The following is a 19,646-nucleotide window of genomic DNA, read 5'->3' on the forward strand; positions in this document are numbered from 1 at the left end:
GTAAACCGTGAACATTGTAATCGATCTCAGCAACATTAGGAGAGCAATATTAGGAGTAGGAATGCCATGAGTGATTGCCCTTGTTGCAACGGCAACCTTTTGCGCCATATTCGCAATTCTGGAGTTTACTGGTTCTGCCCAACCTGTTGGCAGGAAATGCCTGACTTGATTACTGAAACCCGCAGGCAACGAAGCCAGTCCCATCGCAGGAAAGTGAGATTGAATCCTCCAAGCCCAATTTAATACAGGTTGGTTGCCTTTTCCGCCTCACAATCCCGCAATATTAGCGTGATTGAGCAAGTGTCGATGGGTTCCCCGCCTAGCACCTCACTGAATAGTACCAATGGTAAATTCTAACTTAATGCTGGCAAAGCCAGAGGGTTCAACCCTTCAGACATTTAAGCGGCGAGAGTATTTATCTTCGCATTGCAACCAGCTTTGGCAAATTGAATCGGGTGCAGTGCGGGCATACACCCTGACGGACGATGGCACGGTGATTGCGCTTGGCTTTTGGGGGGAAGGAGATGTCATCGGGCAATCTCTCACCAGAATTCAACCGTATGAAATGGAATGTTTAACGGATGTTCAGGCGCGGGGTCTTCACCCGAATGAATGCGATCGGTTGAATCAAATCTTATTCTCCCATCTCCACCAAACTCAAGAGTTACTGCGGATTCGCAGTGGTCAGATTCCCTATCGGCTCTGGCAATTATTGGATTGGCTGGCTTACAAATTTGGTCATGCGTCAGAGCGAGGGCAACTCATTCAACTCCGACTCACGCATCAGGATTTGGCTGACACCCTGGGAACGACCCGTGTCACCGTGACCCGCTTGCTCGGTCAGCTTGAGCGGGAAGGTCGGATTGGCTGGGTTGGACAACAGATGCTCCTGATTCAAAATTCTTAGCTGTATTGATACTCAGAAGCATTTTTACGGTTAGCCGACTTCCTGGTTCGGACTATACGAAAAAGTTTCTGTGTCAAGGCTATTGCAATATTTATTTACATTAAGTTACACTTTGTTACATAAGGTTAAGCAAAAGGAAACAACGTCATGGTTCGTGGACAGGTGATGGAAGAAGGCGGACGCGCCAATGTTTATGCGGTTGAACCCAAGATGTATGTGGACGACACCCAAAAGTTTGGCTTCAACGAATATGCGGAAAAGCTGAATGGACGGCTGGCGATGATTGGCTTTGTGTCTGCCCTGATCCTGGAAGCGGTGACTGGACATGGCGTGATTGGCTGGCTGACAGGGCTGTAGACTTTTCCCTCTAGGTAAGTTTTAGATCCCACATTCCGCAGGTCTTATTTGAGACTGATCGCTTGTTGAAGCACTTGTCTTAAAACGCTTTCAAAACAGTGCATAAAATTGAGACTCACCTTAAGACTCAATAAACTTGGCTTGTTGACAGCGTTTTCAATAAGATTATCGCAAATGCCCAAGGCATGTTGGCAATTCTCAATAAGAAAACTTAACCTGCGGAATGTGGGTTAGATCAGCAAACGTCATCTATTTTGGAGATAACTCCCATGAAAACTGACTTCGATTTCCCCAACAAGTATCTGATCGGCCCAGTTGTATTCAGACCTGACTTCAATGCTCAGTCTGAAGTAATTAGTGCAAACCAGGCATGGTCATTGTTTTTCACCGCAGGTCAGGAAGATAAGGTGCTTGGTTTTAACACTGAGGCAGGTCGTTTCTTTACGAACTTGCTGCTGGCTGTTGGTGCGGCTGGTGTTCTGTGGGCAGTATTATTTAACGGCGTGGCGTAGGTGACTTACCAATTTGACGAAAGCGAATCTTTCTGGGGTGACTGGGTTTGCTGAAGCCTTTCTGAATCAAACTATTTTGACGGGAGCTTTGCTGTCACAGCAATCGCACCGTCTCCGAGTCTGGAGACAATGGAAGTTTAGGATTCCTGAAAGCCGGATTGAAAGTTGGACTTCGATCGGGAATACCTTCAACTTGCCGAAGTTGTTGAGTCGGAAAAGCTCCGGTGATGTCCTGAGCGTATCCTATCCCAAACCAGGCAAGCATGGGCAAGGGTGAGAAAACCTAACCACACTGCATTGTTGATAAAGATGCTCCATAGGATCGGCACTGTTAAAACGCACTGATTTTCTAAGAGGAATCCAGCCCCCAAGATCACTAATTCAAACAGAATAAAGCCGCCGATGAACATACCCGTCAGGCGAAGATAATGGTGAGCGATCGCCCCCTTGCTAAACAGCGGTTTGTAGCCTGCAAGTGTCGTCACCATGAGAGTTCCAGCCAATAACACCAGCCCCCAGGCGAAACAGACGATCGTTGCTGTGACAATGGCGCGGCGACGAGGTAGGGTGGTTCCGGCAATCACGCCTAAGCAAATAAAGGGTAAGGTGCAGGTATAGACCAGATTGCTGAGACTGCCTACACCAATCAGTAAGGCTTGCCAAAACTGCCCGTATGCCAGCGATCGACATCCCGATCGTCATACCACTGACAACTGCTCATTTGCAGGAATGGTCAAACTTTGAACTGAACTCATGATGCCTCCGATAAGTTGATCGTAGATGGATTCATTTATGGAATTCACTTATGGATCCATAGGTGGATAAAGATGCTCAGCCACTTTCTGGTGATTCACCAGATGGCCTTGCACAATTTGTTGGGCGACTTCAACGGTGCGATGAAGTGGCGTAACCTGGCGTGAGAATTCACCCATCATCGTTCTCCTGAAATGTAGCACTGCTCCCAACTCGAAAGTGCGTTTCACCCTAGAATAACCTGGATGTCTTTGAACTTATCAAACAGGGACTTCCTTCCGAATTGCAGCGGCAACTTGCCCTGGATTGAGCGATCGCCCAATCAACACTAAACGAGTTTGCCGAGGTTCATCGGGTTGCCAGGGGCGATCGTAAAAGGTATCAAATCGATTGCCGACTCCCTGCACAACTAACCGCATTGCTTTGTGTGGCACGGCAACGAAGCCCTTAATTCGATAAATTTCATGCTGCTGCACCAGAGATTGCAAGCGGTTGACTAACTCCCTAGGTTCAAACGTCTGGTCTAAAACAACATGAACCGAAGTGATGTCCTCATCGTGTTCATGATCCTCTTCCGTGTCATGATGGCTAGGACGAGAATCAAGATTGTCTTCAACGGCTGCATTGAACCCCAGCAACAGATCGGGACTAATTTCTCCTTGCTTACAGGGCACAATCTTCACCCCATCTGGCAGTTCTGTTTGTAACCATTGCTGGATTCGGTGTTGAGTTTGCGAATCAACCCGATCGACTTTGGTTAATAACACCATATCTGCACAAGCCAACTGATCTTCAAACAGTTCTTCAATCGGAGTTTCATGCTCCAGGCTATCATCGGCTTGCCGTTGGGCTTCCAGCGCATCCAGATCGCCCACAAACTGACCACCCGCAAGCGCTTCACAATCGACGACCGTCACCACACCATCAACCGTCGCTCCAGTGCGAATTTCGGCCAGCGAAAGGCTTGGACTAAAGGTTTGGGCAGGGCTAGTCCAGAAGTTTCAATTAAAATGCAGTCGAGGCGATCGCGTCTTTTTAACAACTCCTGCATGGTTGGCAAAAACTCTTCCTGCACAGTGCAGCACAAACAGCCATTGACGAGTTCCAAAATATTCGCATTGGGATCTTCATCATCGTCACAAACTTGACAGGATTTCAATAACTCGCCATCGATCCCGACTTCGCCAAACTCATTCACCAACACGGCAATACGGCGACCCTGATTGTTTTGCAATAAATGACGCACAAGGGTGGTTTTTCCGGCTCCTAAAAAGCCTGTAACGACGGTGACTGGAATTTTGTGCATGATGGTCTCCTGAATGGTTTTAAGGATGGGTGGGTAAGGGGGGCAGAACTGCGTGGATATTCTGCTTGACGGTGGCAGGTCGCTCTGCATGTGGAACTTTGCCATTTGAAGTAGCGATGTATTGACGGCTAAATTCCAGCAAATCTGGAACTGAATCCGTGGGAGAGAGTTGACTCAAGATAAAGATGAGCTTGTTGGGAGCCATAAATGCTGCTGTACAAGCATGACTACACGCCCCCATACACCGTACAGGACGGAGGTTGATCGTCTTTAGATCAGATTCAGCAAGTCTTTGCTTCAATTGATCAAATAGAGCTTGACCGGGAGTGGTTTCACCGTTAGGTCTCACTTCTGAAAAACGACAAAGGACGCAGACCAGTAAAGTATCTTGAGTCATAGTGATGATGCTCCTATCTAAATAGACATGGCATGAATTACACCAATTGCCTCTAAATCGAAGCCACTAGATCATGCTGAATGCTCAAATAGATGTAGTGATGTGACTGCTTTAACGGTTCTGTCTCTGCTGAGAGAGAAATTGCAATTTAGAAAAGATAGCATTGTGAATGCGATCGATCATTGGAAATGAGTCAGATTGGGGAAGTGAATGAGATGGAGAACTGACTTGATGTTTCACAAATGGATGAACGAATGTGGGGATTTTTCCAGCGCGATGTAGGTAATATTTGAGCATGGTTGAGCCTCAATTCAGTGATGGTGAGTAATGGGTTGAGATCAGAGGTTGAGATTAGAGGCGGTTGTGCAACTCTCGATTTGAGATAGTGTGTTTTGAGACAGTGTGAACTTACTCCGTAGAGCTACGAACTCCCTCCTCTTGCAAGGCACAAACAGCGGGCTGAAACTCCTCCCAGGTTTTACAAACTTGCTCGTAACATTGGGGTGGGGTGATGGGTAGATTTTTCAGGTAAAAGAATGTGACCTGATTAAAAGACTCCAGCAGGAAGACTAATTCGGTCGCTGGATTGTAAGTATCCACTGCTTCCAGAATGTGGGCGTTCATAAAGTGATGGCGCAAAATCACCGTGTCAGGAGCCGCTAACCAAGCGTTGAGAAAAGCAGCCAGACGCGATCGCCGCACAAAGTAGGTTTTGAAGGATTCCCCCGCAACCCCAACCGCCGGGGAATTGGTGCTACAAATGAGTGCGCCGCGTTCTCCACCGAGGTAGCCTGCCCAGGCGTTATAGCCGATCGCCAACAAATTGGTGGCAATAAACTCTTGCTGCCAGTCCATTGGTTCAGAAGCTTCAGTCATCGCATCCTCCGGGGTATAGAATCTCCAAGCTGGAATTCCCACCAACGCCGCTGCACCTGCTGATAACAGTCGGCTGGGGAGGTAGCAAGATGCTGAAGCAAGTTGATGTCCACCCTTCCATTTTGGTCGATGAGCAGCAAAATTTCTTGACCGGGATCATAGGTTTGAACCGTATCAAGCAAACGTCCAATTAAGGTCGTTTCCAGATTAAGTGTTTGCAAATGGGCTGAAATGTCGGACAGCGGCACAAACTGGACGGTATACTCCACAATATCGCTATTCCAGTTCACAATCCCTGTATCAACGTCTGCCACGCTGCAAACCACCATACCCTGTCCCTGGGTGGTAAACCCCTGCCATGCGGCATGTCCCAGGAGTAAGAGGTTTTCGCGGATGAATTGATTTTGCCAGTCGCCGCAATCGCCTTGCCAAAGATCACTTTTGGGTCGCATGCGCTTCCTCCCGAATCATTTTGGCAGCTTCTACCATGTTTTTTAGGGATGGAATCACTTCCTCCCAGCGGCGTGTCTTCAGTCCGCAATCCGGGTTGACCCAAATTTGTTCGATTGGTAGATTGGCAATCCCGGTTTTTAGCTGCTGAACCATCTGTTCGACGCTGGGAACCACTGGACTGTGGACATCGTAAACGCCATTACCAACTTGGTGTTGATAACCCGCATCGGTGATTTCAAATAGGGTTTCATTGTTGCTGCGGCTATTCTCGATGGACAATACATCTGCATCGAGACGCTCGATATGCTCAATAATGTCACCAAACTCGGAATAACACATATGAGTGTGAATTTGGGTTTCTGGTTTGGCAATCCCAGCAGCTAACCGAAACGCATCAACCGCCCAAGCGAGATACTCGTTCCAATGTTCTCGCTTCAGAGGTAATCCCTCCCGTAGAGCAGGTTCGTCGATTTGCACCATCTTCGCTCCAGCCGCTTCTAAATCCGCTACTTCATCTCGTAGAGCGAGGGCAATCTGCATCGCCTGTTCACTGCGCGGAATATTCGTGCGGGTAAACGACCAGTTAATCATCGTCACTGGTTCAGTCAGCATTCCCTTTACGATTTTGTTGGTGAGGGATTGTGCTACCTTGAACTCTCGAACCGTCATAGGTTGAGTACGGGCAACGTCACCATAAATAATGGGTGGACGCACACAGCGACTGCCATAGCTTTGTACCCAACCGTGTTCGGTAAAGGCAAATCCAGAGAGCTGTTGCCCAAAGAACTCCACCATGTCCGTGCGTTCAAATTCACCATGAACCAACACATCTAGCCCAGCATCTTCCTGGATTTGGATACACTTCGCAATTTCAGTATCGATCGCCGCTTCGTACTCGGCTTTTGTTATTTCACCCCGCTTCAGCTTTACCCGCAGTTGTCGGATCTCCGACGTTTGCGGAAATGATCCAATCGTTGTTGTCGGAAAGGGCAGTAATTTGGGTTGAAGGTCTTTCCGCTGCTTATAAGGCATGCTCCGTTCAAGATCCTGAACCGTCAGGTTGCGGAGTCGCTCTTGTACTTTCGGATTCGTAGGACTGAACTGCTCAAAGGCGTTCCACTGCGTTTGCACCAAGGCTAATTTGTCGCTCGGATCATCCCCAGCTAACGTCTGTGCCAGAATTACTATTTCGTCCAGCTTTTGTTCGGCAAAGCTCAGGACATTACGCAATGGCTCTGGTAGTTTCGTTTCTCGCGTCGCATCATAGGGCACAAATTGCAGGGATGATGAGGGGTGCAATCGGAGATTTGGTGTGATGCCGTGAATGGTTTCGAGCGTTGATAACACCGATTCTGGGCGAATTTTCCAGATGTTCCGTGCATCGACAATGCCCACTCCCAACCGTTTATCCGCTGGGAATCCATGTTGTTGCAACAGGTTCAAATTGCGTCCACGGGTGAAGTCCAAACTAATGCCAGCCACTGGTAAGTCCATCACCCAGGGATAGTCTGCTCCCAAATCATCAAAGTAGGTAACGAGATGAATGGGCACACCGATTTGAGCTAACTGAGTATAGGTGGTAGTAATTGCCTCTTTCAGATCCGTGGCACTGCTTGTGACTAAAATCGGTTCATGCACCTGCACTTCAGCGATACCCAGGGCTTTGAGTTGAAAGATCAAGTCACAATAAAGCGGCAATAGGTTTGCCAGATGTGCAGATAGATCGCCTTCTAAGCGGCTTAAACGCAACAGTGTAACGGGACTAAGGATAATGGGAACGGCTCGTTCACCCAGGAGGGCTTTTGCTCGTTGCACCGTTGCCAAAAAGTCAGCAAAGTTTGCCTCTGGTTGGGTATCAGCCGCAATTTCGGGCACCAGATAGTGATAGTTGGTATCAAACCACTTGGTCATTTCCAGGGCAGGAATACCATCCTTGCCGCGTGCCATTGCAAAGTATTGGTCGAGTCCGGTGAGAGACTGAAAGCGCTCTGGGATTAAGCCGAGCCGAACCGTCCAATCCAGCACATGATCGTAGAGGGTGGTGTCGCCAATGCCGATGCGATCGATCCCGGCTTCGAGTTGCGTCTTCCAGTTGGCAAATTCAACCTCTTGAACGGTTTGCAGCAATGTTTCTGCATCAGATTTACTGCTCCAAAAGGCTTCCAACGCCTTTTTAACTTCACGATTTTTGCCAATGCGGGGATATCCCAGCGTTGCAGTTTGAAGGGTCATAGCTGTAGCGTCCTAAATTCTGTAAATAAATGGAAAAACGGAAAAAACAACTGTCTCCCGATTGGGAAGCAGCCCGTAGCCAGACACAGCAAAAAGGCTAGCTGTAATTGCCAGCACAAACAATTCGCCATCTTTGCTCACGTAGCCTCGCTGAATGTCAACCTTTCGCGCAACTCAGATCGTTAACTCAGGACGCTACAACCTTAAAATTCCGACAAAATGCCAATCACAAAAGCTTATGGTCTTCATCATCCGTACCTCGCAGATGGTTATGTAACGGGTTTACGACTCGGCGGGCATTCTGACTCAGAGAGTGACACCTCTCCTCACAGCTGCGGGACAGCGGCAGATTCACACTGCACTTTCCCCCTTGCGTCTGATGGCTGCTCCCCATCAGAACCGAATCAGTACCTGAACAATAACACGATAAGGGTGTTATGGCACATTAATTTCAGGTTTAGCTAAATCAGCGAACTGCCCATAGCAGTGTGCCTCAGTGCTGAGTAGGAAGTAGATCAGCCACAGGGTTGGTATCGCATGCGAAGAAAGGCTTCAATTTTTCACCCACATCTTATATTATGAGAATGATTATCATTTTAACCTCTGGATCAGATCGACATGCCCCCTGCTTCTCGACCTCTGCCCCCAAACCTGGAACGAATTGTTCAGCGGTTTCAGCAAATCACCGAGCCGAAGCGTCGGTATGAATATTTGCTCTGGTTTGCCAAACGGGTGCCAGTTTTGCCAGAAACAGAGCAGGTGACAGCCAATCAGGTTCCGGGATGTGTGTCTCAGGTCTACATCAAAGCCGATCTCCACGATGGTAAGGTCACGTTTCGCGGCACCTCAGATGCCCAAATCACAAAGGGGCTGGCAGGTTTACTGATCGAGGGACTGAATGGACTCACCCCTGATGAAATTCTCCAGTTAACTCCAGACTTTATTCAGCAAACGGGACTGGATATCAGCCTCACGCCCTCCCGCAGCAATGGGTTTTACAACATCTTCAGATTCATGCAAGCTCAGGTAGCAACCTTTCAATCTGCCAACGCTTCCTCCCTGAATTAAAGAAGAGAATGACCATTTTAATCACTAAGTTTTAACCCAAAAACGGATCAGATTTTGCCCGCAATTCGCAGCAATATTACATCCGATCGATAAACCGCTTTATCCAGGAGGATTGAAATGACTGGTACGATTAACGAAACACAAAGCGCATCGTTGGGAATTCCTAAGCGAGGAATGCCCGTCACCATTATCACGGGGTTCTTAGGGAGTGGCAAAACAACACTCCTCAATCAAATTCTGAGCAACCGTCAGGATTTGAAAGTAGCCGTTCTGGTGAATGAATTTGGTGACATCAATATTGATAGCCAACTACTGGTAGCGACCGATGACGATATGGTGGAACTGAGTAATGGCTGTATTTGTTGCACCATTAATGATGGATTGGTGGATGCCGTTTATCGGGTATTAGAACGGGATGATTCTGTTGATTACATGGTGATTGAAACCACCGGAGTTGCTGATCCCTTGCCGATCATCCTGACCTTCCTGGGCACCGAATTACGCGATTTGACCCGACTCGATTCAATTATCACCGTTGTTGATGCCGAGACCTTTACGCCGGAACACTTTGACAGCGAAGCGGCTTTTAAGCAAATTGCCTATGGAGATGTCACCATTTTGAACAAAACCGATCTGGCAGATCCAGATCAGATCCAAAACCTGGAAGCTTATATTAGTACCGTCAAAGAAGGTGCCAGAATCCTACATAGCCAGTATGGAAAGGTACCCCTGCCGTTGATTTTAGATGTCGGCTATAACAACCCAGAAGCCTATGCAGATTTAGTTCAGGATGAAATTGAGCAAACTCAGCGCGATCGCCATGATCACGCCCATGATCACGCTCACGATCACCCCCATGATCACACCCACGATCATGCCAATAGTCACGACCACGATCATGATCATGACCAGCAAGATCACCACGATCATGACCAGCATCATCATCCCCATGAGCATCACCATCACCACTCTGCCCACCTGGATAATGATGGGTTTGTGTCGATCGCATTTGAGAGCGATCGGCCCTTTAAGGTGAAAAAGTTTGAAATCTTCCTGCAAGAACAGTTACCCAAAGAGGTATTTCGAGCCAAAGGCATCCTCTGGTTCAAAGAAAGCGACTTACGCAACGTCTTTCAACTCAGCGGTCCTCGCTTTGACCTGCAAGGCGAAGAGTGGCGGAGTGCTCCTAAGAACCAACTAGTCTTTATCGGGCGCAATCTAAACGCTGACACGCTACGGCAGCATTTAGCGGATTGTCTTGCCTATTAGCGAGTCTTTCAGCAGTGCAACCGTCTGCTGAGAGAGGGGATGCAATAGCCCCCCCTTTCTGTCACGGTTGATAATCACCTAACCTAAATTCACTCATGACGTTATCTATTTCACCCGACGATATCCGCAAGCAATCGGTTATTACAGAATCCAAATCTCCTGTTTCCGAAGCTGAAATGCAGCAAGCGGTTCGGACATTGCTGTTAGGCATGGGTGAAGACCCCGATCGCGAAGGGTTGCGTGACACGCCTAAACGAGTGGTCAAAGCCCTCAAATTCCTGACCTCTGGCTACCAACAATCCCTGGACGAGTTGCTCAACGGAGCCGTATTCCACGAAGATGCCAATGAAATGGTGTTGGTGCGAGATATTGACCTGTTTAGCTCCTGCGAACACCACATTCTGCCAATTTTGGGACGTGCCCACGTTGCCTATATTCCTAATGGCAAAGTGATTGGTTTATCCAAAATTGCTCGTATCTGCGAAATGTATGCCCGTCGTCTGCAAGTCCAGGAACGTCTGACGCAACAGATTGCGGATGCTCTGCAAGGCTTACTCAAACCCCAGGGGGTTGCCGTTGTGGTGGAAGCCAGTCATATGTGTATGGTGATGCGGGGTGTACAAAAGCCCGGTTCCTGGACAGTGACTAGCTCAATGCAGGGTGTGTTTGCCGATGATGCCAGAACTCGTCAGGAATTTATGGATCTGATTCGTCATAGTCCATCTTTTCATTAAGCTGTAAATTGGGGAATGGGGAAAATATTTACTCCTTACTCCCTACTCCCCGATTTACTACTCCCTACTCCCCACTCCCTTTCCGAGCCTTCATGCCTGATCTCTCAACCACTGATACCAAACTCCCTGTTACCATCATCACTGGCTTTTTAGGAAGTGGTAAAACAACGCTGTTAAACTACATCCTGCAAAACTTTGAAGCCTACAAAGTCGCTGTCTTAGTCAATGAATTTGGTGACATTAACATTGACAGTCAGTTCTTAATTGCTGTTGAGGAGGACGTGATTGAACTGACAAATGGCTGTATCTGTTGCGTCATTAATGACAACTTAGTGGATGCAGTCTACCGGGTGCTGGAACGGCGGGATCGGATTGAATATTTAATTGTGGAAACAACTGGAGTTGCCGATCCCCTGCCGATTGCCCTGACGTTTTTGGGAACAGCGTTGAGAGATTTAACCCAGTTGGATGCGATCGTGACTGTTGTTGATGCCGAAACCTTTACACCAGCTGAGCATTACAACAGTGGTGCAGCGATGAATCAGATCTTGTATGGGGATATGATTCTGCTGAATAAAACGGATTTAGTCACGGAGTCAAGATTAAAAGAGTTAGAAAACTATCTCCATTCTCTAAAAGAGCGTGCCCGGATTTTGCGATCGCAACACGGTAAGGTGCCGCTATCCCTAATTCTTGATATCAATCTTTCTACAATTGATGCTGCTCTGGCCTCCAGAACACAACTAAACCCAAACGCCCAGCACTTGAATAACGATGGATTCATGTCGGTATCCTTTCAAAGCAATCGCCCGATTGCCTTGAAGAAATTTCAGCAGTTTTTAGATTATCAACTGCCTGACAATGTGTTTCGAGCAAAAGGGGTACTCTACTTTGCTGAAAGTCCCAAGCGCCATTTATTCCAACTCAGCGGTAAACGGTTTACGATCGATGATAGTGAATGGACGGCTGACCCAAAGAATCAAATGGTATTGATTGGGCGCAAACTGGATGCCCTCTTTTTGATTCAAACCCTAAATAATTGTCTAACTCAATAGTGACGATGAATCAGACTTTTTTGTGGATAGAACAGCTTAAGTTCAACGAACAGGGCTTAATTCCAGCGATCGCCCAGGATTATCTGGACGATGCCGTCTTAATGATGGCATGGATGAACCGTGAATCAATTCAGCAAACCTTAGAAACGGGAGAAGCCCATTACTGGAGCCGAGCGCGGGCGGAATTGTGGCATAAGGGTGCAACGTCTGGACACATTCAAAAAGTCAAAGCATTTTATTACGACTGTGATGCCGATACGCTTCTCTTAAAAATTGAGCAGATGGGTAATGTTGCCTGCCATACGGGAGCCAGAAGCTGCTTCTTTAATGCGGTTCAGCTATTTTGAATTTGAGAAACCTGTTCAGGATAAATGATTGGCATTAATTGATTAAGAATGACCTGCATGATTCGCGTGCCATTACCAGAATGCCAGAATTGTTCGACCTCGTGAACTTGACCCGTTTGTACTGCTTTTAGTCGCTTCCAAATCGATTGATTGGCAAGCTGTTGGGGGAGTGGCGCGACAGAAGGCGGATAGGTTTGCACAAAGATGACATCAGGATTAACCTGAAGAATGCGATCGAGCGGAACGGTCATCAAACCAGGTTCCATTCTTTGTCCCGCAGGTTCAATCCAGGGGTAATGGGTTAGTTCTTGCAGTAAGCTACCCGCAGTTCCAACATTGGTTTCAACGATGAAGCGACGAGAGAGGAAATTGAGCGTGGAACCACCCATCATTAAAACCGTCTTTTTCTGATGTGTTGAGATAGTTGCGCGGTATGTTTCGAGTTGAGTTTCAAGCTGCTGAATGGCGGCTTCTGCTTCAGTGGTACGTCCGGTTAATTGAGCAACATCGCGCAATCGTGCTAATGCAGCATTGTATCCACTGCCGCTCATGAGATAGGTGGGTGCAATTTGCCGCAGCCACCGCTGATAAAACCGATGGGGAAATTCCCAACCTAGAATCAAATCAGGTTGAAGATTGCGGATGGCTTTCGGATTTGGCAGCATCCAGGAACCGACAGAGGTAAACTGCTGAGCGTGTTCTCCATAAAATTCGGGGCGATCGGCAATGCCTTGAGAGAGATAGCCCACAGGGTCTAAACCGAGTTCTGCAAGAACATCAATTCCGGTTGCGGTAAGACAAATAATTCGTTCTGCAGGTTGTTTCAGATGAATCTCTATGCCTGTCGCGTCTGTTGCTCGGTAAGATTCTCCCATCGTTACTGCCATAGTACTGTCATAGTATTGATGATTGTTGCCTTGATGAATCAGAAGTGACTGCCAACCTGCAATCGCACAATCCGACCAGAGTTCTTGAATAGTGCCAATGGAATGAAAGGGAATAGTTGTGACACCATGCGCCAAACGATCGGTAATCGTTGTGAATAATCGAGAAATTGAGTGAGATAAAACTCTTCCTGCTTGAGGATGATGTTCGGACTCCAGGATTCTAGCTCCCTGGAATCGTCGATTCCCCACTTAAATTCCGCGTTTGTCTTCGAGACGGTATCGTGCTGCTTTGTACTTTGAGAACGCTTGCGACTGATGACATCAAACAACACTTCTACAGGCGCAAAGCGCGTATCAATGTGTTGCAACAGAGCTTTGTTATCAGCTTCTGATAGATACATGGACACCCCTTCGTAGAGAATCATTATGGGCTGATTGGGCGATCGCTGAATGGCATCCATCCAGGTGAAATCTAGAATTGATTTGGCAATGAAATGATAGCGTTCACTTTCCTGAAAGAACTTGCGTCGCAGAGTAATCACCTCTGGAAAATCGACTTCATACCAGCGTACCTCACCGTTATCGAGGCGAGAAAATCGGGTACACAATCCTGCACCCAGGTTGACAATCACAGCGCTGGGATGGGTTTCCAGAAAGTTTTGCACGATGCGATCGATCGCTCTGACTCGAATCACGCAGCCTAACTGCGATCCCCAGCCTTTCTCGTATTTACTGAAGTCATAATCCAGGTATTCGGCAATCTCAACGGCTTGGCGATCGCGCAAAATCGGCTCTGGTCGCTGAGTTTCAATGGCACGAGCATAGAGGGTGATCATTAAGGTTTCTGCAACCCCTGTAAGCTGGTCGGTTGGTTCTCGAAGTTGCATGATGAAGAGTTTCTGTCTAATGGGCATTATGGTAAGATTATTGCAAATTTATCTCATTTAGGTCAATCTTCGGCTTAAGTCAACCCTACTATGACGCTCATTCTCAACGAATCTGATTGGGACGAACTATATGAGCAGGCTCCCATTACCTGCCCTGACAACCTGATAGTGGATGAGTTTGAGGCGCTGACGGGTGTGCCAGCACTTCTGGGACAAGGCTACAGTCGCGGCATGGAGCTATCGTCCGGAGTGTGGTTAAACTTCAACGATGTTGAGTATCACCAGGACTTTATCAGTAAAACACTTGCTCACGATCATCCAATTCAAATTGGGGTTTTCCTGTCAGGCTCGTTTTGTTGTGATATTCACACCACATTTGATGAAACCCATAGCTATTTCTCAGGCAGTGGCATTTCACCGGGCTATGCGGAAATCTATCGAGCAGGGCAGCGGTTCACCTGTATTAACGTAGAGTTTGAGCCAAGTGTAGTGGACTCGTTTTTAATGGGCGATTCCCCTTCGTGGACACTTCGTGAACGCCAGCAGCTGTCTGACTTGGTACGGCAGTTGTTTCAAGGAGAAGATTGGAAGGTTGCGTTTTACCCAACGGTGACTCCTGCGATTCGTGCGATCGCTCAGCAGATGTGGAATGCGCCCTATCGCGGTGAGTTGAAGCGGCTCTATCTCCAGGCGAAGGTGATGGAACTGTTGGTGATTTACCTGGACTTGATTTCTGATCATTCAAAACAAACTCGTGGGTCTGGACTAAGACCAGAGACGATCGCCTGTTTGCATCATGCCAAGGAGATTCTGGACACTCGATTAGAAAATCCGCCTTCTATCCTGGAATTGGCACAACTGGTAGGCTTGAGCGATCGCACTCTGCAACGCGCGTTTCGAGAGTTGTTTGGCACCACGGTCTTTGGCTACCTGCGCGATCGGCGAATGGAGCAAGCAGAACTCCTGTTACGAAATCGAACCATGTGCGTGTCGCAAGTGGCTCATGCTGTGGGCTACACACACTTGGGGCATTTTACAGCCGCGTTTAAGCGCAAGTTTGGGATGACCCCGAAGCAGTGTCAGAGGGGAGCGGTCAACGCGTGGATGTAAGGGATGTATTCATCGTGATCCCAAAGAGAGCAGAGAGTACCCGATTGAGATCGCTAGGAATGGCGTAGGTATTGATATCTTTTTGAATTCGCTTCTCCTGACGGTGTAACAGCCCAAATTTCCAGGTATCGCCCGTTGTCACGGTGCCATAGAGGACTGGCGTGGATGAATCTGTCCATTGGTCAAGGGCAATCAGTTCAACAGCAAGCTGAGTGAAACCCCTCGCCAAGTCTGCATTTTTGGCTTTGATCACGAGTAGGCTTTGGGGGGTGGGGATGAAATAGTCAAAGCTGCCCCTGAGCCAGGTATTCACTCGGACTGGATATTCAATTTTGAGCGGTGCCTGAATAAATTTACACACCGTTTTGAGAATGGGAAAGATCAACGCTTCTCGTCGGGCAATTTCTGAAGCAGGATCGACTAATGCCAGGTTTTCTTGCAGTTCAACCCTCAACGGCTCTGGGTCAATCGGTAATTGTTGGGGCAGTTGCATCGAGGTGTTGTGCAGGGTGACACCAAATTCCGCCAAAATGTCAGCCGTGTCGAACGGGAGTTCTGCGTATTTACTATAGGTGTAACTTTCAGCCGGATCAAGAATGACGGTTCTGCCCATCGGTCTCCCTCCTGAGGACTTAATGGCTTTACATTGGGTCGGGGTCAACTGACTCACAACTTTCCAACACGCCCTACTTCCTATTTTATCCCCACCTCTACGCCCCTCCCCCAGACTCAACTGGCATTTTAGGGATAAAAATTGGCGCTCTACCGTATGGCAGTCCCTCTACAAGTCCTGTAATCTGATACCTCAGACTTGTTGATAAAGATTCTCTTTTGGTGTGAGTATGGGCAGTATGCGGCAGAGTCAGGCAGGCAGAAATAGAGTAATTCTGGAAGTCATTCGGGGTATTGCGACAAGTTTGGGGGCGATCGGATTCGGACTGCTTTTTGCGGCGGCGGTTTATGCTGAGGCGGAATCAGAGGATGCAGAGCTTCAACCAATGGACACTATTCCTCAACTGCATGAATTGGAGCAGCCTGCGACCACGATCGAAGATTGGGTGGCACAAATTGAAGCGTCATTGGTGCAAATCACTGGAGTGCGAGTTGAGACGACTGAAACGGGATTGCAGGTGATTTTGGAAACGGAAAATGGTGCTTTGGAAGTGCCGGAAACGCGATCGGTCGGTAATGCTTTGATTGCAGATATTCCCAATGCCACAATCGCCGAAGAGTTTTCGCAGGCGGAGCCGATCGAAGGGATCGCGCTGGTGAGTGTGACTAGTTTACCCGGTGACAGAGTGCGGGTTGCCATTACCGGAACCGATGCAATCCCTGTGGCTGTAGTAAGTGCTGAGGCGCAAGGATTGGTGCTGGCAATCACGCGGGGGGATGCAGATGCAGTCGCAGAAGAAGACGCAATTCAGGTAGTAGTGACGGGGGAGCAGGATGAGGGATATAACCCGTCGAGTGCAAGTACAGCAACGCGAACGGATACACCACTACGCGATACTCCTGCCTCAATTACAGTGGTGCCGCGACAGGTGCTGGATGATCGTAATGTGAGAGATGTAACGGAAGCAGTGGAAACCGTCAGTGGTGTTATCGAGAATCAGGGCTTCCTGGGTATTCCTGGAGTAGGTTCTAGAATTATTAGAGGATTTGAGCAAGCGGGTCAAGATGGGGGAGGTTCTACCTTACGAAATGGTTTCCGTGACCTTGGTTCTTATGGCTTGACGGCAATAGGGACAGTCGAGCAAGTAGAGGTTCTTAGGGGGCTGCATCAGTTCTATTTGGTTATCTAGAACCGGGTGGAGTCATCAACGTTATTACTCGACAACCTTTAAGTGAACCCTATTACAATCTGTCCTTTGAGGCAGGGAATTACAATTTTTATCAGCCCACTATTGATTTTTCAGGACCGCTAACTGAAGATGATACAGTGCTGTACCGTTTCATTGCCAGCTATCGAAGCGCAGAGAGTATTCAAGATTTCGTCAGCACCGATCTGCTTTCAATCTCACCCTCAATTACGTTGAATTTGGGCGATCGCACAACCCTAAATCTGTACTATGAATATCTCAACGCTTCTGTAGACAGTAGTGAATTGCCTGGCAGACTTTCTGATGGCACGACTATTTTTCCGCGAAATTTCTATCCTGGCTATCCCCAGTTTAATTCGGTTGAGGCAACGACTCAAAGATATGGCTATGCATTGAGGCATGAATTTAGCGATGATTTGCAGCTTCGCAATGTATTTGCTGTAAATAATTCAGAATACCAAGACCAGCGCAGCATTGGATTTGAGTTAGTAGACGATCGTTTCCTAGTCATAGGAGATAGCAGTGATGCGGAGTTTAGTTGGAATAATTATTTTGCACAAATTGACCTACTTGGAGAATTTAATACAGGATCGATTGCACATCAACTCTTAGTAGGCTTTGACTACAACTATACTACAAACCCTCAAGAAGGTGCTTTCGGTGCGACAAATACTCCTAATTTAGACATCCTCAACCCAAACTACGACGATATTCCAGAGCCTATTTACGACACCTTCTTTGAGAACCAAGACACAATTGAATCTTACGGTGTTTACATTCAAGATCAGATTACACTTCTCGATAATTTAAGGTTATTAGTTGGTGGCCGCTTTGACTGGGTCTCATCAACTGGTGAAGGCGATTTCAGACCCGATCGCACAAGCAATGATAGTGCATTTAGCCCTCGAATTGGCTTGGTGTACCAGCCTAGTGACACAGTTTCTCTCTATACCAGCTATAGCCAGTCGTTTCAACCTGCTCGTACTTTCAATTTATTCAATGCTGGTGGTGAGGGTGAACCATTTGAGCCAACTAGAGGAACCCAGTATGAAGTTGGAGTAAGAACTGACTGGTTAGACGGAAGACTTTCAGCAACGTTAGCTGCTTATCAAATTACCAAAACAAACGTGATTACGCCTGATCCAGACCCTTCATTAGCTGCACGAGGTTTTTCGGTTCAGGTTGGAGAACAGCGAAGCCGAGGAATCGAGCTAGATATTGCAGGCGAAATTCTACCTGGTTGGAATGTGATAGCATCCTATGCTTACACAAATGCAGAAGTTACCGAAGATAACTCTATTTCCGTTGGCAATCGATTAAGAGGCGTACCAGAAAATCAAGCTAGCCTTTGGACAACCTACATAATCCAAGAGGGAGATTTAGAGGGGTTGGGATTCGGTCTAGGATTATTCTATATAGGCGATCGACAAGGAAATCTAAATAACACGTTCACGTTGGGAGATTACCTTCGTACTGATGCGGCACTTTATTATCGTCGAGATCGATTTAATGCAGCGATTAATATCCGCAATCTACTTGATATAAACTACTTCAACGCTAATTTGTATAGAGGTGATCCTTTTACTATTACTGGTTCTGTAAGTTGGACATTTTAACCCAAAAATAGTTAAGTTTTTCTAAGAAAAAATGATGAGAGTAGCTACTCTTAAAACCACCTTGTCTCTGCTCTTTCTGTCGGCAATTTTCACTTTAATAATTGCTGCCTGCAATAAAAATGTAGTGCAATTGGAGGGAAAACAGAGTAGTGTAACTGCTGTGCCATCGCCTATAGCAACACAAGTAGTTAAGCATGCTTTCGGTCAAATTGAAATTCCACTCCATCCCCAGCGAGTAGTTGTATTGGATGGTAGTATCTTGCTTGATCCTGTATTAGCGCTAGGCATCCGACCAGTAGGAGTCGCCCCTTGCCTTGAATGCTTTGAAGATATTCTTGGCGAATTAACTGCTGATATTTCAGTTGTAGGTAATTTAACGCAACCTTCATTGGAAAAGATTCTTAGCCTAAAACCCGACCTGATTCTGTCGCATGAGCATCAAGGACAGATCTATCCACAATTGGCTACAATTGCGCCTACCGTAGCAATGGATTCTAATAGTGGGATAGATTTTAAGAGAGAGCTACGATGGGCTGCCGAAATTTTTAATCAGAGCGATCGGGCTGAGAAAATTCTGAGTAGTTACGACAATCGAATTCAGCAGTTTCGGGAGAAATTAGGGACAAAGCTGAGAAACAAAACTGTATCGATACTGCATCTTAATGGCTCACAAATTTCAGCTTGCGGAGCAGGTATCACCACTTATGGACAAGTTATGAGTGATGCAGGTTTAGAATTTATCCAGGCTTATAAGGATCTTAAAGATGGTTGCTCAAGCATCAGCATTGAAACTTTATCTGAGTGGGATGCTGACTGTTTGTTTGTAGTCGTAGTTTACAAAAGACATGGAGATTTAATGTCACTATCGTTCTTAGATCAGCCAATTTGGTCAACCTTAAAGGCTGTTCAAAACAAGCAAGTATATTCAGTGAATTGGGCAAGTGTTGGAGGTCCAATTGGAGCAAACTGGCTGATTGATGAACTTTACAAGTATTTTTCTGATGCTCCCTAAAGCAACCTTCCAAAATGCGATCGCGTAAAGCGTTGGAGGAGGGCGATC

20 protein-coding genes, 1 pseudogene and 1 riboswitch are annotated in these 19,646 nt (G+C 47.1%); of the genes and pseudogenes, 12 read left to right on the forward strand and 9 right to left on the reverse strand.

Going from position 1 to position 19,646, the window contains the following annotated elements; all coding sequences use genetic code 11:
* Nucleotides 1-343 precede the first annotated feature (343 nt).
* From ACM1PF_RS00270 to ACM1PF_RS00280, 3 genes are all read left to right on the forward strand, one after another.
* Entirely contained in the window at nt 344-907 is a 564-nt protein-coding gene (locus ACM1PF_RS00270; RefSeq protein ID WP_416671359.1) for a Crp/Fnr family transcriptional regulator, read from the forward strand.
* Nucleotides 908-1,054: 147 nt separating this feature from the next.
* Nucleotides 1,055-1,264, forward strand: a complete 210-nt coding sequence (locus ACM1PF_RS00275; RefSeq protein WP_416671360.1) for a chlorophyll a/b-binding protein — start codon at nt 1,055-1,057, stop codon at nt 1,262-1,264.
* Nucleotides 1,265-1,533: 269 nt separating this feature from the next.
* Nucleotides 1,534-1,776 carry a hypothetical protein gene (locus ACM1PF_RS00280; protein ID WP_416671361.1) on the forward strand — a complete coding sequence of 81 codons (243 nt, stop codon included), beginning with the start codon at nt 1,534-1,536 and terminating at the stop codon, nt 1,774-1,776.
* Nucleotides 1,777-1,964: 188 nt separating this feature from the next.
* On the opposite strand, the gene ACM1PF_RS00285 is transcribed toward ACM1PF_RS00280, so the two are convergent.
* From ACM1PF_RS00285 to metE, 6 genes and pseudogenes are all read right to left on the reverse strand, one after another.
* On the reverse strand, nt 1,965-2,360 hold the full coding sequence (locus ACM1PF_RS00285) for a hypothetical protein (protein ID WP_416671363.1): 396 nt from the start codon (nt 2,358-2,360) through the stop codon (nt 1,965-1,967).
* A 429-nt stretch (nt 2,361-2,789) separates the two neighbouring features.
* Nucleotides 2,790-3,835: pseudogene (gene cobW, locus ACM1PF_RS00290) on the reverse strand (cobalamin biosynthesis protein CobW).
* 19 nt (nt 3,836-3,854) lie between these two features.
* Nucleotides 3,855-4,232, reverse strand: a complete 378-nt coding sequence (locus tag ACM1PF_RS00295) for a DUF1636 domain-containing protein (protein ID WP_416671365.1) — start codon at nt 4,230-4,232, stop codon at nt 3,855-3,857.
* Nucleotides 4,233-4,640: 408 nt separating this feature from the next.
* On the reverse strand, nt 4,641-5,108 hold the full coding sequence (locus ACM1PF_RS00300; protein ID WP_416671366.1) for a hypothetical protein: 468 nt from the start codon (nt 5,106-5,108) through the stop codon (nt 4,641-4,643).
* Nucleotides 5,105-5,560: a hypothetical protein gene (locus ACM1PF_RS00305; RefSeq protein WP_416671368.1), complete on the reverse strand. Its 456-nt coding sequence runs from the start codon at nt 5,558-5,560 to the stop codon at nt 5,105-5,107. The genes ACM1PF_RS00300 and ACM1PF_RS00305 overlap by 4 nt, the downstream gene beginning before the upstream one ends.
* Nucleotides 5,544-7,793 carry a 5-methyltetrahydropteroyltriglutamate--homocysteine S-methyltransferase gene (gene metE, locus ACM1PF_RS00310; RefSeq protein WP_416671370.1) on the reverse strand — a complete coding sequence of 750 codons (2,250 nt, stop codon included), beginning with the start codon at nt 7,791-7,793 and terminating at the stop codon, nt 5,544-5,546. The genes ACM1PF_RS00305 and metE overlap by 17 nt, the downstream gene beginning before the upstream one ends.
* Nucleotides 7,794-8,066: 273 nt before the next feature.
* Nucleotides 8,067-8,212, reverse strand: a riboswitch (cobalamin riboswitch).
* Between the two features lie 199 nt (nt 8,213-8,411).
* Between metE and ACM1PF_RS00315 the strand changes: the two genes are divergently transcribed.
* From ACM1PF_RS00315 to hisI, 5 genes are all read left to right on the forward strand, one after another.
* Nucleotides 8,412-8,861, forward strand: a complete 450-nt coding sequence (locus tag ACM1PF_RS00315) for a SufE family protein (protein ID WP_416671372.1) — start codon at nt 8,412-8,414, stop codon at nt 8,859-8,861.
* A 117-nt stretch (nt 8,862-8,978) separates the two neighbouring features.
* Nucleotides 8,979-10,130, forward strand: coding sequence for a CobW family GTP-binding protein (locus ACM1PF_RS00320; RefSeq protein ID WP_416671374.1), 1,152 nt, complete (start codon nt 8,979-8,981; stop codon nt 10,128-10,130).
* Nucleotides 10,131-10,225: 95 nt separating this feature from the next.
* The gene (folE, locus tag ACM1PF_RS00325) at nt 10,226-10,864 is read left to right on the forward strand and encodes a GTP cyclohydrolase I FolE (RefSeq protein ID WP_416671377.1); all 639 of its coding nucleotides are present in this window, start codon (nt 10,226-10,228) and stop codon (nt 10,862-10,864) included.
* A gap of 92 nt (nt 10,865-10,956) precedes the next feature.
* Entirely contained in the window at nt 10,957-11,919 is a 963-nt protein-coding gene (locus ACM1PF_RS00330; protein ID WP_416671380.1) for a CobW family GTP-binding protein, read from the forward strand.
* 5 nt (nt 11,920-11,924) lie between these two features.
* Nucleotides 11,925-12,266 (forward strand): phosphoribosyl-AMP cyclohydrolase, encoded by a 342-nt coding sequence (gene hisI, locus ACM1PF_RS00335; protein ID WP_416671383.1) that lies wholly within the window; start codon nt 11,925-11,927, stop codon nt 12,264-12,266.
* Here the strand turns inward: hisI and ACM1PF_RS00340 are convergent.
* Together ACM1PF_RS00340 and ACM1PF_RS00345 are read right to left on the reverse strand one after the other, a co-directional pair.
* Nucleotides 12,254-13,141 (reverse strand): ABC transporter substrate-binding protein, encoded by an 888-nt coding sequence (locus ACM1PF_RS00340; RefSeq protein WP_416671384.1) that lies wholly within the window; start codon nt 13,139-13,141, stop codon nt 12,254-12,256. The genes hisI and ACM1PF_RS00340 overlap by 13 nt on opposite strands.
* Before the next feature lie 50 nt (nt 13,142-13,191).
* Nucleotides 13,192-14,067 (reverse strand): class I SAM-dependent methyltransferase, encoded by an 876-nt coding sequence (locus tag ACM1PF_RS00345; RefSeq protein ID WP_416671386.1) that lies wholly within the window; start codon nt 14,065-14,067, stop codon nt 13,192-13,194.
* A gap of 63 nt (nt 14,068-14,130) precedes the next feature.
* Here ACM1PF_RS00345 and ACM1PF_RS00350 point away from each other — a divergent pair, with 63 nt between their 5' ends.
* Nucleotides 14,131-15,150: an AraC family transcriptional regulator gene (locus ACM1PF_RS00350; protein WP_416671387.1), complete on the forward strand. Its 1,020-nt coding sequence runs from the start codon at nt 14,131-14,133 to the stop codon at nt 15,148-15,150.
* On the opposite strand, the gene ACM1PF_RS00355 is transcribed toward ACM1PF_RS00350, so the two are convergent.
* Complete coding sequence (locus ACM1PF_RS00355; RefSeq protein ID WP_416671389.1) at nt 15,134-15,763, reverse strand: hypothetical protein; 630 nt, start codon at nt 15,761-15,763, stop codon at nt 15,134-15,136. The two genes, ACM1PF_RS00350 and ACM1PF_RS00355, sit on opposite strands and share 17 nt — an antisense overlap.
* Nucleotides 15,764-15,992: 229 nt before the next feature.
* Between ACM1PF_RS00355 and ACM1PF_RS00360 the strand changes: the two genes are divergently transcribed.
* The 3 genes from ACM1PF_RS00360 to ACM1PF_RS00370 are packed head-to-tail and all read left to right on the forward strand — an operon-like array spanning nt 15,993 to nt 19,598.
* On the forward strand, nt 15,993-16,952 hold the full coding sequence (locus ACM1PF_RS00360) for an AMIN domain-containing protein (protein WP_416671391.1): 960 nt from the start codon (nt 15,993-15,995) through the stop codon (nt 16,950-16,952).
* A 23-nt stretch (nt 16,953-16,975) separates the two neighbouring features.
* Nucleotides 16,976-18,586: a TonB-dependent siderophore receptor gene (locus ACM1PF_RS00365; protein ID WP_416676526.1), complete on the forward strand. Its 1,611-nt coding sequence runs from the start codon at nt 16,976-16,978 to the stop codon at nt 18,584-18,586.
* Between the two features lie 31 nt (nt 18,587-18,617).
* Nucleotides 18,618-19,598: an ABC transporter substrate-binding protein gene (locus ACM1PF_RS00370; RefSeq protein ID WP_416671393.1), complete on the forward strand. Its 981-nt coding sequence runs from the start codon at nt 18,618-18,620 to the stop codon at nt 19,596-19,598.
* Nucleotides 19,599-19,646 lie beyond the last annotated feature (48 nt).

It is taken from the genome of Egbenema bharatensis FJBBOT/2019 (genome assembly GCF_048077055.1).
Taxonomy (GTDB): domain Bacteria; phylum Cyanobacteriota; class Cyanobacteriia; order Elainellales; family Elainellaceae; genus Egbenema; species Egbenema bharatensis.

Bases quoted from the DNA above. Each gene is read 5' to 3' on its own strand.
- ACM1PF_RS00320 (WP_416671374.1), top strand. From the start codon at position 8,979: ATGACTGGTACGATTAACGAAACACAAAGCGCATCGTTGGGAATTCCT.
- ACM1PF_RS00295 (WP_416671365.1), bottom strand. From the start codon at position 4,232: ATGACTCAAGATACTTTACTGGTCTGCGTCCTTTGTCGTTTTTCAGAA.
- ACM1PF_RS00280 (WP_416671361.1), top strand. From the start codon at position 1,534: ATGAAAACTGACTTCGATTTCCCCAACAAGTATCTGATCGGCCCAGTT.
- ACM1PF_RS00315 (WP_416671372.1), top strand. From the start codon at position 8,412: ATGCCCCCTGCTTCTCGACCTCTGCCCCCAAACCTGGAACGAATTGTT.
- ACM1PF_RS00340 (WP_416671384.1), bottom strand. From the start codon at position 13,141: ATGGGAGAATCTTACCGAGCAACAGACGCGACAGGCATAGAGATTCAT.
- ACM1PF_RS00305 (WP_416671368.1), bottom strand. From the start codon at position 5,560: ATGCGACCCAAAAGTGATCTTTGGCAAGGCGATTGCGGCGACTGGCAA.
- ACM1PF_RS00370 (WP_416671393.1), top strand. From the start codon at position 18,618: ATGATGAGAGTAGCTACTCTTAAAACCACCTTGTCTCTGCTCTTTCTG.
- ACM1PF_RS00345 (WP_416671386.1), bottom strand. From the start codon at position 14,067: ATGCCCATTAGACAGAAACTCTTCATCATGCAACTTCGAGAACCAACC.
- folE (WP_416671377.1), top strand. From the start codon at position 10,226: ATGACGTTATCTATTTCACCCGACGATATCCGCAAGCAATCGGTTATT.
- ACM1PF_RS00355 (WP_416671389.1), bottom strand. From the start codon at position 15,763: ATGGGCAGAACCGTCATTCTTGATCCGGCTGAAAGTTACACCTATAGT.
- ACM1PF_RS00350 (WP_416671387.1), top strand. From the start codon at position 14,131: ATGACGCTCATTCTCAACGAATCTGATTGGGACGAACTATATGAGCAG.
- metE (WP_416671370.1), bottom strand. From the start codon at position 7,793: ATGACCCTTCAAACTGCAACGCTGGGATATCCCCGCATTGGCAAAAAT.
- ACM1PF_RS00300 (WP_416671366.1), bottom strand. From the start codon at position 5,108: ATGACTGAAGCTTCTGAACCAATGGACTGGCAGCAAGAGTTTATTGCC.
- hisI (WP_416671383.1), top strand. From the start codon at position 11,925: ATGAATCAGACTTTTTTGTGGATAGAACAGCTTAAGTTCAACGAACAG.
- ACM1PF_RS00275 (WP_416671360.1), top strand. From the start codon at position 1,055: ATGGTTCGTGGACAGGTGATGGAAGAAGGCGGACGCGCCAATGTTTAT.
- ACM1PF_RS00330 (WP_416671380.1), top strand. From the start codon at position 10,957: ATGCCTGATCTCTCAACCACTGATACCAAACTCCCTGTTACCATCATC.
- ACM1PF_RS00360 (WP_416671391.1), top strand. From the start codon at position 15,993: ATGGGCAGTATGCGGCAGAGTCAGGCAGGCAGAAATAGAGTAATTCTG.
- ACM1PF_RS00270 (WP_416671359.1), top strand. From the start codon at position 344: ATGGTAAATTCTAACTTAATGCTGGCAAAGCCAGAGGGTTCAACCCTT.